Raw genomic sequence first — 12,546 nt, 5'->3', positions numbered from 1 at the left:
GACCGCCTTGGGGGGTTGCTCAGTTCGACGGCGTTGCGGCCGGGCTGGCCGGCTTCGGGGCCGGGAACGCGTTGAGGATGTCGATCACGGCGAAGGCGTTGACCGTCTTGCCCTTGTCGTCCTTGCTGGCCGGGAGTTCGACCAGGACCCGGCTGCCGATCGGGATACCGGCGAGGCCGTCCAGGGCACCGGTCTGGCCGTTCGGACCCGGGCCGACCTGGAGCTGGTCGGTCGGGGCGCCGGGCTGCGCCGGTGCGGACGCCGAGGCCGGCGTGCCGTCCCAGGTGCTGGCCTGCTTCTTGCCGGTGTAGTCGTAGACCACGTAGCGGCCGACGAGCTGGCTGGCCTTCTCGACCGGCTTGCCCTTGCCGGTGGCGATCACGACCGGCTTGCCCGGCTTGGCCGGCGGCTTGGTCCCGGCCGGAACCGTGACCTTCGGCTCGGCGTTCAGCTCGCCGGTGACCTTGAACGGGGTGGCCGGCGCGGCGACCGGGTCCGCGTCCAGCTTGGTGTCGTTGGCGGCCGCGCCGACCAGGTCGACGACGAAGATCAGCGTGTCGTCCTTGGTGATGCCGGCCTTCTCGTTACCGCCCGACGGGCCGTAGCCCTTGTCGGCCGGGATCGACATCAGCACACGGCTGCCGATCTTCTTGCCGACCAGGCCCTCGTCCCAGCCGGAGATCACGCCACCGACGCCGATCGGGAACGACGACGGCGCCCCGCGGTCGTAGGAGTTGTCGAACACCTTGTTGTCACGCCAGATCTGGCCGAGGTAGTTCGCGGTGAGCAGTTCGCCCTTGGTGACGACCGGGCCGTCGCCCTCCTTGAGCACCTCGGTCACCAGGGACTTGTCGGGCTCCCCGTCGCGGTGCGTCACGGTCGGCTTCTTGCCGAACTCCTCGGTCACCTTGATCCCGGACTTGCCGAAGTCGCCTCCGGCTTTGGAATCGTCCGAGCCGCAGGCGGCCAGGGACGACCCCAGCGCCAGCACAGCGACCAGACTCAACAACTTGCGCACGAAACGAGCACCTCGAAAATCTCACGGCGAAGCCCTGGAAACGCGGGCCTACCTGGATACGGCCGGATGAACGCCGCCCACCCTAGCCTGCACGGGCAAGCACGCGGCCACTCACCTCAGTCACCGTTCGATCACGTCACGCAGCGTCGCACAGGAGACTGCCGGCCCGCTCACAGCAACCACCGGTACGCCGTACCGGTGGTTGCCGCATGCCTCACATGCTCGCGATGAGCTTCTCGACTCGTTCGTCGTGGGACTTGAACGGGTCTTTGCAGAGAACGGTGCGCTGGGCCTGGTCGTTCAGCTTCAGGTGCACCCAGTCGACGGTGAAGTCGCGGCGGCGCTCCTGGGCCCGCTTGATGAACTCGCCCCGCAGCCGCGCCCGGGTCGTCTGCGGCGGCACCGACTTCGCCTCGAACACGCGCAGGTCGTCGACCACCCGGGTGACCGCGCCCTTGCGCTCGAGCAGGTAGTACAGCCCGCGGGGACGGTGGATGTCGTGGTACGCCAGATCGAGCTGGGCGACCCGCGGGCTCGCCAGGCCGAGGTTGTTCTGCTGGCGGTAGCGCTCGATCAGCCGGTACTTGATCACCCAGTCGATCTCGCGCTCGATCCCGGACAGGTCGCCGGACTCGATCGCCTTCAGCGTCCGCTCCCACAGCGACAGCGCGCGCTCGACCGCCGGCGTACCGAGCTCGCGGCGGTCCACGAAGTCGCGCGCCTTGGTCAGGTACTCCCCCTGGATGTCCAGGGCGCTCGCCTCGCGGCCGTTGGCCAGCCGGACCTCGCGGCGACCGGTCATGTCGTGGCTGATCTCGCGGATCGCCCGGATCGGGTTGTCCAGCGTCAGGTCGCGCATCACGATGCCGGCCTCGATCATCCGCAGGACGAGATCGGTGCTGGCGACCTTCAGCAGCATCGTGGTCTCGGACATGTTCGAGTCGCCGACGATCACGTGCAGCCGGCGGAACCGCTCGGCGTCCGCGTGCGGCTCGTCACGGGTGTTGATGATCGGCCGGGACCGCGTCGTCGCGCTGGACACGCCCTCCCAGATGTGCTCGGCGCGCTGGCTCACGGAGTACACCGCGCCGCGCGGCGTCTGCAGCACCTTGCCGGCGCCGCAGATCAGCTGCCTGGTGACCAGGAACGGGATCAGCACGTCGGCGAGCTTGGCGAAGTCGCCGTGCCTGCTGACCAGGTAGTTCTCGTGGCAGCCGTAGGAGTTGCCGGCCGAGTCGGTGTTGTTCTTGAACAGGTAGACGTCGCCGAAGATGCCCTCGTCGTGCAGCCGCTTCTGGGCGTCGACGAGCAGTCCCTCGAGGATCCGCTCGCCGGCTTTGTCATGTGCGATCAGGTCGGTGACCGAGTCGCACTCACCCGTCGCGTACTCCGGGTGGGAGCCCACGTCGAGGTAGAGCCGGGCCCCGTTGCGGAGGAAGACGTTACTGCTCCGCCCCCAGGACACGACTCGCCGAAACAAGTACCGCGCCACCTCATCGGGGGTCAGTCGGCGCTGACCGCGAAAAGTGCAGGTGACTCCGTACTCGTTCTCCAGGCCGAAGATTCGCCGGTTCACATCCCCCACCCTACGGCGCACCTCCGACATCCGTGCCCTGTCGCAGGCGCGCCGCCTTCTCGCGTTATCCCTTTGATGCCGTCAGAGGTCGACCAGGTCGAGCAGCTGACCCAGTTCTTTCTGGTCGAGATCGCGCAGTTCGCCAGTGTGCAGGTTGCCGCGGCGGACGGGACCGATCGCCGTCCGGGTGAGGCGTTTGACCGGGTGGCCGACCGCGTCGAACATGCGGCGGACGATCCGGTTGCGGCCCTCGTGCAGGGTGATCTGGATCAGCGTCCGGCCCTTGACGCTGGAGACGATCTTCACCGTGTCGGCCTGGGCCGGGCCGTCCTCGAGCTTGACGCCGTCGAGGAGCTGACGCAGTACGCCCGGCTTGACGTTGCCGTCCACCTCGGCGACGTACGTCTTGGAGACCTCGTACGACGGGTGGGCGAGCCGGTGCGCGAACTCACCGTGGTTGGTGAGCAGCAGCAGGCCCTCGGTATCGGTGTCGAGGCGGCCGATGTGGAAGAGCCGCTCGGGGCGGTCGTGGACGTAGTCGGCGATGCACGGCCGGCCTTGCGGGTCCGACATCGTGGTGACGACACCGCGTGGTTTGTTGAACACGATGTACGCGTGATCGGTGAGCGGCGGAATGCGCTCGCCGTCGACCCGGATCACCGAGACGGCGGGGTCGACCCTGGTGCCGAATTCGGTGACGACGACGCCGTCGACCTCGACCCGGCCCTGCTCGATCAGGAGCTCGGAGTTCCGCCGGCTGGCGATCCCCGCCTGGGCGAGTGCCTTCTGGAGCCGGATCCCGGTCTCCTCGGTGTCACTCATCGCGATCGTCGGCCTGCGTCCGGTACTGCGAACCGTCGGCTCCCTCGTCGCCCTCGAACCCGTCGGCCGCGCCCGCCGCCTCCAGCTCCTCGGCCGCCGCCAACCGCTCGTCCGCCGACTCGTCGAGGTCCTCCGCGCCAACGTCGGCGGTCACCCCACCGGCGTCCTCACCGTCCTCGATGTCCGAATCGTCCGAATCGGCGGAATCGTCCGAATCACCTTCAGCAGCGTCGAAATCGGCACTGTCGTCGTCAGCATCGTTGCCATCGGCATCTTCTTCACCGGCCGGGATCTCCGCCGGATCGGCGTCGCCCTCGACCGGGTCACCGCCGGCCTCCAGCTCCTCGGCCGGTTCCAGCTCTCCGCCGGTCTCCAGCTCCTCAGCCAGTTCCAGCTCTCCGCCGGTTTCCTCGTGCTCAGCCACAGGTTTCTCCACCGCACCAGTCTCGACCACCTCGGCGGTCGCGTCGGCCTCGCCGGCGGTCGGCGCGGTGTTCTGGGCGGCCAACTCCTCTTCCATGTCGTCCATGTCGGGGAGGTAGGGCGCGAGTTCGGGCAGGTCGTCGAGGCTTTGCATGCCCATCCGTTCCAGGAAGTACGAGGTGGTCCGGTACAGGGTCGCCTGCGACTCGGTGTCCGAGCCGGCTTCTTCGACCAGCCCGCGGCTGATCAGCGTACGCATCACGCCGTCGACGTTCACCCCACGGATGGCCGAGACCCGCGCGCGACTGACCGGCTGCTTGTAGGCGACCACAGCCAGTGTCTCCAGAGCCGCCTGGGTCAACCGCGACTGCTGCCCGTCGAGGACGAACCGTTCGACGTACTGCGCCGCGTCGGCGCGCGTGTAGTACCGCCAGCCACCGCCCACCTCCCGCAGGTCGAACCCACGGCCCTGCTCGGTGTACTCCCCCGCCAACTCGTTCAGCGCGTTCGTCACATCAACAGTCGGCCGCCCGACGGTCCGCGCCAACGTCAACGCCGGCAACGGCTCGTCCGTCACCATCAAAATAGCTTCCAGCGCCCGCCGCATGGTCTCGTCATCGACAACGACCTCTTCCCCCGACAAGACCCCTTCATCGTCCCCGAACGGCGCAGCTTCGTCGTCAACCTCAGCCGGCGCGACTTCTCCGTCTTCTTCCCGGTCGACGACCTGTTCGGTCTCGCTCACCGACTCCAACGCGTCAGCGGTCGCCGACTCCGCAGGGGTGGGATCGAGCTCGGTCGTGGTCTGGTCTTCGGTCACTGCTCCACCGTCTCGTTCTGGACTGCTGTGTTCTCGGCCTCGGGCGGGTCGTCCACGGTCACCGGAGTACCGGAGGAGAACCACTCCGGCGTCTCGTCCGGTACTTCGGGCGCCTCACCCTCGGTCGACTCCGGCTCCGCCACCTCGTCGAACTCGTCGCTGACGTCGATCTCACCGTCGTCGGTACCGGTCCACCGGATCGTCAGCTCACCCAGCGGCGTCACCTGGTCGAACGCCACCGCCGCCTCCCGGAACAACTCCAGCAGCGCCAGGAACCGGCACACCGTCGTGACCGTGTCCGGCGAATCGGCGACCAGCGCGCGAAACGTCGTACTGCGCTGGCGCCGCAGCCGGTCGACGATGACCAGCGCCTGCTCACGAACCGTCACCGCCGGCGCGTGCAAGTGGGTCAGCGAAACGCCCTCGGGAACGTTCTCCTTGGGCGCCAACGCGCGAGCAGCCAGCGCGGCCAGCCCGGCCGGGTCGACGCCGAGCAGCACCTCCGGCAACAGATCGGCGAAGCGCGGCTCCATCCCGACCGCCCGCGGGAACCGCTTGGCCTCCTCCGCCATCCGGTTCTGCATCAGCGCCGCGATCTGCTTGAACGCCCGGTACTGCAACAGCCGCGCGAACAGCAGGTCGCGCGCTTCCAGCAGCGCCAGATCCTCCGCGTCCTCGACATCGCCCTGCGGCAGCAGCCGGGCCGCCTTCAGATCCAGCAGCGTCGCCGCGATCAGCAGGAACTCCGAGGTCTGATCCAGGTCCCACTCCGACCCGAGCGCCTTGATGTGCGCGATGAAGTCGTCGGTGACCTGGGACAGCGAGATCTCGGTGATGTCCAGCTTGTGCTTGCTGATCAACTGCAGCAGCAGGTCGAACGGACCCTCGAAGTTGACCAGGTGAACGCTGAAGCCCTTGCCCTCGGCCGCGGTCGGCAGCTCCGAGTCGACAGCGCCCGGCAGCTCGATCGGCAGTTCCGAGGTGGGGGCGTCGCTCATGACGAGGCAGGCTCCGCGGCCGACTCGGCGGCCCGCAGGCGCTGCACCAGGACCGAGTCCGGTCCGTGGTCGACGAAATCGGCCAGCAGGACGTCGATCGCCTCGCGGACGATCCGGCCGCGGTCCGCGGTCAGGCCGTGCTCGGCTCGCAACGCGAGTCTGGTCTGTTCCAAACCGAGCAGCTCTTCCTCGGTCACGTACACGGTGATCTTCGTGTCGTGCCGGATCCGGCCACTGGACTTGCGGTCCTCGACGACGGCGGTTCGCGACCGTCCGGTCGAACCGCGGCGGTCGTCGAGCGACGATCCGTCAGTGGCTGTGCGCTTCTCGGGTCTGGTCTGCTTGGGTGCCGCACCCCCGAACAGCTCGCTGGCACCTGGCAGGCTCACCCGACGGGACAACGCGCCAGCACCTCCTTGGCAAGGTCGCGGTACTGGGTAGCCGCTTGGGACGATGGCGCGTACGTCGTGATCGGCTCGCCGACGACCGTGGTCTCGGGGAACTTGACGGTACGCCGGATGACGGTGTGGAAGACGCGCTCGTCGAAGGCCTGGACGACCCGGTCGAGCACCTCCCGGGCGTGCGTGGTGCGCCCGTCGAACATGGTGCCGAGAATGCCGACGATCTCCAGCTTCGGGTTCAGCCGGTCCTGCACCTTGCCGATCGTGTCGGTCAGCATCGCCAGGCCGCGCAGCGCGAAGAACTCGCACTCCAGCGGCACGACGATGCCGTTCGACGCGGTCAGCGCGTTCACGGTGAGCAGGCCGAGGGACGGGGCACAGTCGATCAGGATCACGTCGTACAGCGGGATGATCGGTTCCAGGACGCGCTGCAGCGTGTACTCGCGGGCGACCTCCTGGACCAGCTGGACCTCGGCCGCGGACAGGTCGATGTTCGCCGGCAGCAGGTCGAGGTTGTCCACCCGGGTCGCCTGGATCACCTCGGCGGGGGTGATGTCGCGCTGCATCAGCAGGTTGTAGACCGACAGCTCCAGGTCGTGCGGCTGCACGCCCAGGCCGATCGAGGCGGAGCCCTGCGGGTCGAAGTCGATCAGCAGCACCTTGCGCCCGGTCTCGGCGATCGCGGCACCCAGGTTGATGGTCGTCGTGGTCTTGCCGACGCCACCCTTCTGGTTGCACATCGCGATCACCTGCGCGGGTCCGCGCCTCGTCGGCGGCTTCACTTCCGGCAGATCGGGAAGCGGCCGGCCGGTCGGTCCGATCTTGTTCCTCGGACCGTGCGGGTCATTCACAGGTGCCATGTCCTCCGCGGTCAGCTTGGCCGTCGGCCGGGGCATCTCCGCATAGTTGCTGGGTGGGGTGACGACGGTCCGTGCCGGGGACGGCGGCGCGGGCGTGTGCTGGGGGGTCGGTTCTGCTGGCGTGGCGGGCGCCGGGTCCGGGGTCGACGGGATCGGCTCCATCGACGACGGCAGGTGCTGGGTGCCCGGGAATGTCGACTCGTTCATGACTCGTCAAACCTTTCAACCGATACGGGCGATCCCAGCGACTGTAAGCGTGCATTCAAGCACTCTCAACCAGCCACTCCGCAGCGGGGTCGGTCGGCCTTCCGGACACGGCCGATCACACCGTCAGATTGACCGACCGTGACCGAATGATTGCACACCGCAGACTTTCGCCCGGCTACCGGGGCCGATCTGTACTACGTCGCGCGGGCCCGCGATTCCTTCAGCTCGCTCAGCCAGTTGTAGGTGGAGAACCAGAGCAGGATCACGCCGGCGAGCACTGCCAGCGACCAGGCGGGCAACGGGTGTCCGAGGACCGCGACCGCGACCGACGCCAGCAGACTCGGCAGGGCCCACCCGAGGAACCACTTCAGCGGCGCCCGTCCGGCGATCCCGGTCAGCACGCTCACGACGAAGTACAGGGCGAGGCCACCGAACAGATAGCCGCGTTCCATCGTCGCCAGGTGTTCGCCGGCCGCCATGATCAGCCCACCGAGCCCGGCCGCGATGGCGATCATGGCGGCGGTGACCCCGAGATGCGCCGACAGCGCGATGGACGGCTCCAGCGGCGCGGTCGTGCGCGGCGCCGTACTGAAGCCGTACAGGGTGGTGAGCCGCCACAGTCCGACCAGCAGCGCGAACGCCAGCACGGAGGCGAGGACGACCGGAACTGTCCAGACCAGGTCGGCGTCGGCGGCGACCACCTGGGCCACTGCCTCGCCGAGCACGATGATGACGAACAGGCCGAGGCGTTCGTCCAGGTGACCGCGTTCGACCTTTGCGACGGACAGCAACGTCGGCTGCGGGGCCTCCGCCGGGGTCACCCGGCCGAGCGACAGCAGCCTGGCGAAGCGGTCCTTGCGCCGGCGGTCCTCCTGCTGCCTCAGCATGGCCTGCTCGGTCCGCTCCAGGGCCTTCGGGTTGCGGGAGCCCATCAACGAGAACATCAGGTCGGCGGCGATCGCCCCGGCCCACAGCCAGTGCGCGGTCTCCTCCGGTACGAAGAGCGCGACGATCCAGGGCGTGGCCATCAGACTCTGGGTCCCGGGCCAGAAGGTGATCACCTGACCGTCGCGACCGGCCGACCTGGCCGCGATCGCCCGGCAGTACAGGAACGCGACCGTGAACGCGACCGTGCGGTTACCGGGGTGGTGGTCGCCCTCGGGCAGTAGCCCGGGCCAGACACCGGGTACCGATGCCGTCATGACGCCGACGCCGAGCATCGTCAGCAGGACGGACAACTGCCTGGTCCGCTCCCCCGCGACGTTGGCGTAGACGCTGGTCGAGGTCCAGACGCTCCAGATCGCATAGAACATCGCCGCGCAGGCAGCTACCTGACCGACGGTCTCCGCACCGTGCAGCCGGTGCGAGATCTGCGCCGCGGCAGCCACCACGATCAGGTCGAAGAACAACTCCAGCCAACTCGCATGCCGTTCTTCGGCAACCTTCACGTCTTCCGTCACGGCCGACACCCTAGAGCCAGCCCTCAGGACGAGAGGGCGCGCGGGTGCGAGGTGGCGTAGACCTCGCGGAGCTTGTCGACCGTGACGAGCGTGTAGACCTGGGTGGTGGTGACTGACGCGTGACCGAGCAACTCCTGGACCACGCGGACGTCGGCGCCGCCGTCGAGGAGATGGGTGGCGAACGAGTGGCGCAGCGTGTGCGGCGAGATCTCCTTGGCGATCCCGGCGCGCTCGGCCGCACGCCGTAGTACGGTCCACGCACTTTGCCGGGAGAGCCGGCCGCCGCGGGCGTTCAGGAACAACGCGTGCGAACCACGGCCTCGGCCGACCAGGTCGGGACGGCCCCGCACCTGGTACGCCGACAGGGCGTCGCGAGCGTAAGAGCCGACCGGTACGACGCGCTCCTTGCTGCCCTTGCCGCGCAGCAGCACCGTGCCGGTCTCCAGATCGACCTCGTCCACATCCAGCCCGACCGCCTCGGAGATGCGGGCGCCCGTCCCGTACAGGAACTCCAGCAACGCGGCATCGCGAGTAGCCAGTACTGCGGGCTCCGCCTCGGCGCCGGCCGCAGCGGACAGGATCCGCGTGACCTCGTCGACCGTCAGTGCCTTCGGCAACCGTTGCGGCGGAGTCGGCGGCTTCACCGCGGCCGCCGGGTCGACCGCGGTCAGCCCCTCGCGCAGGCAGAACTTGTGGAACCCGCGAACCGCGACGACCGTCCGGCCGGCGCTCGACGCGGTCAGCGGCGGATGGTCGGCGTCGCCTTCGCGAAGACGCATCAGGAAGTCGCCGATGACCGCCTCGGTGATCCGGCCGAGGCTGTCGATCCCGGCGCCGCCGAGATACTCGCCGTACCGGCGCAGGTCCCGCCGGTACGACGCGAGGGTGTTGGCGGCCAGCCCGCGTTCGACCGTCAGATGGTCGAGGTACGCGCTGACCGCCCGAGTGATCTCCCCGCTCAGACCAGGACCTCGTCGAGCTTCAGCTGGTCCAGGCCGTGCGCTTCGGCGACCGGGCCGTAGGTGACGTGGCCGCCGAAGGTGTTCAGGCCGAGCGCGAGGCTGTGGTCGTTCTTCAGCGCTTCCCGCCAGCCGAGGTTCGCCAGCTCCACGGCGTACGGCAGCGTCACGTTGGTGAGCGCGTACGTCGAGGTGTTCGGCACCGCGCCGGGCATGTTGGCGACGCAGTAGAACAGCGAGTTGTGCACCTTGTAGACCGGGTCGGCGTGCGTGGTCGGGCGCGAGTCCTCGAAGCAGCCACCCTGGTCGATCGCGATGTCGACGAGCACGCTGCCCGGCTTCATCCGCGACACCAGCTCGTTGCTGACCAGCTTCGGCGCCTTCGCCCCGGTGACCAGGACCGCGCCGATGACCAGGTCCGCGTCGAGGACGGCGCGCTCGATCTCGAAGGCGTTCGAGGCGACCGTGCGCAGGTGGCCCTGGTAGGTGCGGTCCGCGTCGCGCAACCGGGCGATGTTGCGGTCGAACAGCTGCACCTCGGCCTGCATGCCGAGCGCGATCGCCGCCGCGTTCATCCCGGCGACACCGGCGCCGATCACGACCACCCGGGCCGCGTGCACACCGGAGACACCGCCCATCAGGACACCGCGGCCGCCGCCGTTGGCCATCAGGTGGTAGGAGCCGGCCTGCGGCGCGAGCCGGCCCGCGACCTCGCTCATCGGGGCGAGCAGGGGAAGCGATCCATCCGGAAGCTGGACCGTCTCGTACGCGATCCCGGTGATGCCGGAGTCGGTCAGCGCCTTGGTGGTCTCGGGGCTGGCCGCCAGATGCAGGTAGGTGAACAGCACCTGGTCCCTGCGCATCCGGTGGTACTCCTCGGCGACCGGCTCCTTCACCTTGAGCACCAGCTCGGCGTCGGCCCACACGTCGTCGGCGGTCGGCACGATGCGCGCACCGGCGGCCACGAACTCTTCGTCGGTGAGCAGCGAACCGCTACCGGCCCCTTGCTCGATCAGAACCTCGTGCCCATTACGCACGAACTCGTGCACGCCGGCCGGGGTGATCGCCACCCGGTACTCGTGGTTCTTGACTTCCTTCGGAACTCCGACCTTCACAACTTGCCCTTCTTCCGTATCCAGGTGTGCGGCTCACCTCGCTGTGGTCCGCGGCCCGGCCGTCTCGAGGGGTTGGGAACGCCAGGTCGTTGCCGAGTGTAAGCCCGCAAGGTTCATACCACCCGACCGGTTGGTCTTGTCCGGGCCCGACGCGCGGATGCGCGTCCTGCGGTCCGGTTACACTCTCGTAAGACGCCGTGGCGCGACGTGAGGTTGGCCGCCGGATCCACGCTCTGGAAGGCCACTCGGCGCTTTCGCGCAATTTTGACGCAAATCTTTCGTTCGCCTTAACACCTGCTTTGCACTGATGGGCAGAGCTCCGCCAAGTGACTCTCCAGTACCCCGTTCCGAAACGATCGGTGCGGTACCGGCTGGCATCGTTGCCGGTTTCGGAGTGAGTTTGCGCACTCACCGGCGGTCGCGCGAGTCCTTGTCCCTGCAACGATCGTTGACGGCACCGCGGGGGTGTCGGCGATGCTTGCCTGTGTCACCTTCCTCCGCCGGGTGACGGCTGGAGCGGCGCGGGGGAATGACCGGCCCACCGCCCTGGGTTGCCACGAACGGAAGTTCTGACGAGAGGGGTAGGACATGGCGGTCGATCTGGGACGGGTCGGGGTCTGGCATCAGGCGCACAAATGGGGACCGGAGCTCGCGGCCGGCCTCGAGCAACTCGGCTACGGCACGCTCTGGCTGGGCGGCTCCCCCGCGGCCGACCTGCGCGACGCCGAAGTACTGCTGGCAGCGACGGACTCGGTGGCCGTCGGCACCAGCATCGTGAACGTGTGGAAGGCCGATCCGGCGCAGGTGGCGGAGTCGTACCACCGGCTGGAGGACGAGTTCCCGGGGCGGTTCCTGCTCGGCGTCGGCGTGGGTCACCGGGAGCAGTCCGGTGAGTACAAGTCGCCGTACGAGACGCTCGTGGAGTACCTGAACGCGCTCGACGACGGGAAGGTCCCGATGGAACGACGGCTGCTCGCGGCCCTCGGTCCGCGGGTGCTCAAGTTGGCGGCGGCCCGCACGGCCGGGGCAGTGCCCTACCTGACGACGCCGGAGCACACTCGCCAGGCGCGGGCCACGCTCGGCGACGGCGTACTGCTGGCGCCGGAGCAGAAGGTCGTGCTGGAGACCGACAAGGAGATCGCGCGCGCGGTGGCGCGGGACTACCTGGCGACGTACCTGAAGCTCAGCAACTACACGGCGAACTTGAAGCGACTCGGATTCTCCGACGAAGACTTCGCTGACGGCGGCAGCAACGAACTGGTCGACCTGCTCGTGCTGCACGGCACCGCGGTCGAGGTCGCCGACGGTCTGCGGGCGCACCTGGAGGCGGGCGCCGACCAGGTCGTCGTACAGCAGATCGGTAAGGAAGGACCCGATCTGCTGCCCGGGTACGAAGCGCTCGCGACCGTTCTGTTCTAGCGCCTCACCGCAGAGTGAAGTCGGCGAAGTCGAAGCCGGGCGAGACGATGCAGGAGACCAGCACCGGCTGATCGCCGGCCGGTCGCGCCGCTTGCCAAGCACCCGCCGGTACTACGGCCTGCGGGTGCTGGCCGGCTTTCACGTCCGGTCCCAGCGTGATCTCTTCGGCTTCACCCGGGTCCTCGCCGGTGCCGCCGAGCTCGAGAGTCAACGGGCCGCCCGAGTGCCAGAGCCAGATCTCGGCCGACTTCACCCGATGCCAGCGCGACTCCTCGCCCGGTGCGAGCAGGAAGTAGATCGCTGTCGCGCTCGACCGCTTACCGTCGTACCCGCCTGGTTCGAACTCGACCTCAGAACGCCACGTCTCCCGGAACCACCCGCCCTCGGGATGCTTCTCGAGCCCCAGCACCTCAGCCAACTCCGGCCGCATGTCGTCACCCATGCCTCGAACGCTACCCACCCGGGTGC

Annotated in this window: 12 protein-coding genes; 1 reads left to right on the top strand and 11 read right to left on the bottom strand. The window is 68.6% G+C overall.

All coding sequences use genetic code 11. The features are described 5' to 3' along the window. Positions 1 to 19 precede the first annotated feature (19 nt). The 10 genes from EV138_RS34900 to ald form a co-directional block, all read right to left on the bottom strand. On the bottom strand, positions 20 to 1,018 hold the full coding sequence (locus EV138_RS34900) for an FKBP-type peptidyl-prolyl cis-trans isomerase (protein ID WP_133984757.1): 999 nt from the start codon (positions 1,016 to 1,018) through the stop codon (positions 20 to 22). Between the two features lie 214 nt (positions 1,019 to 1,232). Continuing rightward, positions 1,233 to 2,594 (bottom strand): Pup--protein ligase, encoded by a 1,362-nt coding sequence (gene pafA / locus EV138_RS34895; RefSeq protein WP_112239386.1) that lies wholly within the window; start codon positions 2,592 to 2,594, stop codon positions 1,233 to 1,235. Positions 2,595 to 2,675: 81 nt separating this feature from the next. Further along, positions 2,676 to 3,416: a pseudouridine synthase gene (locus tag EV138_RS34890; RefSeq protein WP_133984755.1), complete on the bottom strand. Its 741-nt coding sequence runs from the start codon at positions 3,414 to 3,416 to the stop codon at positions 2,676 to 2,678. Then, positions 3,409 to 4,659, bottom strand: a complete 1,251-nt coding sequence (scpB, locus tag EV138_RS34885; RefSeq protein WP_238158584.1) for an SMC-Scp complex subunit ScpB — start codon at positions 4,657 to 4,659, stop codon at positions 3,409 to 3,411. Before scpB ends, EV138_RS34890 begins: the two co-directional genes overlap by 8 nt. After that, complete coding sequence (locus EV138_RS34880; protein ID WP_133984753.1) at positions 4,656 to 5,657, bottom strand: segregation and condensation protein A; 1,002 nt, start codon at positions 5,655 to 5,657, stop codon at positions 4,656 to 4,658. The genes scpB and EV138_RS34880 overlap by 4 nt, the downstream gene beginning before the upstream one ends. Next, the gene (locus EV138_RS34875) at positions 5,654 to 6,058 is read right to left on the bottom strand and encodes a hypothetical protein (protein WP_133984751.1); all 405 of its coding nucleotides are present in this window, start codon (positions 6,056 to 6,058) and stop codon (positions 5,654 to 5,656) included. The genes EV138_RS34880 and EV138_RS34875 overlap by 4 nt, the downstream gene beginning before the upstream one ends. Beyond that, the gene (locus tag EV138_RS34870; RefSeq protein ID WP_238158622.1) at positions 6,043 to 6,918 is read right to left on the bottom strand and encodes a ParA family protein; all 876 of its coding nucleotides are present in this window, start codon (positions 6,916 to 6,918) and stop codon (positions 6,043 to 6,045) included. Before EV138_RS34870 ends, EV138_RS34875 begins: the two co-directional genes overlap by 16 nt. 401 nt (positions 6,919 to 7,319) lie before the next feature. Further along, the gene (locus EV138_RS34865) at positions 7,320 to 8,585 is read right to left on the bottom strand and encodes a low temperature requirement protein A (RefSeq protein WP_166678878.1); all 1,266 of its coding nucleotides are present in this window, start codon (positions 8,583 to 8,585) and stop codon (positions 7,320 to 7,322) included. A 23-nt stretch (positions 8,586 to 8,608) separates the two neighbouring features. After that, positions 8,609 to 9,547 (bottom strand): site-specific tyrosine recombinase XerD, encoded by a 939-nt coding sequence (gene xerD, locus EV138_RS34860; protein ID WP_133985508.1) that lies wholly within the window; start codon positions 9,545 to 9,547, stop codon positions 8,609 to 8,611. After that, positions 9,544 to 10,659 carry an alanine dehydrogenase gene (gene ald, locus EV138_RS34855; RefSeq protein WP_133984747.1) on the bottom strand — a complete coding sequence of 372 codons (1,116 nt, stop codon included), beginning with the start codon at positions 10,657 to 10,659 and terminating at the stop codon, positions 9,544 to 9,546. Before ald ends, xerD begins: the two co-directional genes overlap by 4 nt. A gap of 588 nt (positions 10,660 to 11,247) precedes the next feature. On the opposite strand from ald, the gene EV138_RS34850 reads away from it, so the two are divergent. After that, positions 11,248 to 12,078 carry an LLM class F420-dependent oxidoreductase gene (locus EV138_RS34850; protein WP_133984745.1) on the top strand — a complete coding sequence of 277 codons (831 nt, stop codon included), beginning with the start codon at positions 11,248 to 11,250 and terminating at the stop codon, positions 12,076 to 12,078. A 4-nt stretch (positions 12,079 to 12,082) separates the two neighbouring features. On the opposite strand, the gene EV138_RS34845 is transcribed toward EV138_RS34850, so the two are convergent. Beyond that, entirely contained in the window at positions 12,083 to 12,520 is a 438-nt protein-coding gene (locus EV138_RS34845; RefSeq protein WP_133984743.1) for a cupin domain-containing protein, read from the bottom strand. Positions 12,521 to 12,546 lie beyond the last annotated feature (26 nt).

The sequence above is a fragment of the Kribbella voronezhensis genome, from assembly GCF_004365175.1.
In the GTDB taxonomy this organism is placed as follows: domain Bacteria; phylum Actinomycetota; class Actinomycetes; order Propionibacteriales; family Kribbellaceae; genus Kribbella; species Kribbella voronezhensis.
The sequence above is the reverse complement of the archived record's forward strand: the minus strand, read 5'-3'. Positions and strand labels throughout refer to the sequence as shown.

Coding starts and splice junctions, on each gene's coding strand:
- EV138_RS34890 (WP_133984755.1), bottom strand. CDS start 3,416: ATGAGTGACACCGAGGAGACCGGGATCCGGCTCCAGAAGGCACTCGCC.
- EV138_RS34880 (WP_133984753.1), bottom strand. CDS start 5,657: ATGAGCGACGCCCCCACCTCGGAACTGCCGATCGAGCTGCCGGGCGCT.
- EV138_RS34870 (WP_238158622.1), bottom strand. CDS start 6,918: ATGGCACCTGTGAATGACCCGCACGGTCCGAGGAACAAGATCGGACCG.
- EV138_RS34850 (WP_133984745.1), top strand. CDS start 11,248: ATGGCGGTCGATCTGGGACGGGTCGGGGTCTGGCATCAGGCGCACAAA.
- EV138_RS34845 (WP_133984743.1), bottom strand. CDS start 12,520: ATGGGTGACGACATGCGGCCGGAGTTGGCTGAGGTGCTGGGGCTCGAG.